Consider the following 431-nt stretch of genomic DNA (forward strand, 5'->3'; position numbering starts at 1 on the left):
TTGCAATTACGTCGGTGCAGGGACGGTTGAATTCTTGGTCGACTCAGATAAGAACTTCTACTTCCTGGAAATGAATACCCGTTTACAGGTAGAGCACCCGGTGACAGAGCTGATTACCGGTACTGACTTGGTAGCCTGGCAGCTCAATGTAGCGTCAGGTCAAGTATTGCCCAAGACTCAGGATCAAATCGAACTTAATGGACATGCCATGGAAGTTCGCCTCTATGCTGAAGACCCTGCAAATCAGTTTTTACCTCAAACGGGCCCGGTCCACCTTTGGGAGCCAGCTCAAGGTGACGGTTTACGTATCGATGATGGCATTATAACCGGCCAAACCGTCTCGCCTTTCTATGACCCAATGTTAGCCAAGATTATTGCCTATGGCGCAAACCGTGAAGAAGCGAGACGTCGTTTGATCCGTGCTGTTGAAG

Annotated in this window: 1 pseudogene; it reads left to right on the forward strand. The window is 49.2% G+C overall.

The features are described 5' to 3' along the window. A pseudogene (locus A3761_RS07020) lies at positions 1-431 on the forward strand (3-methylcrotonyl-CoA carboxylase); the annotation flags it as partial.

This window comes from Oleiphilus sp. HI0123 (assembly GCF_001635315.1).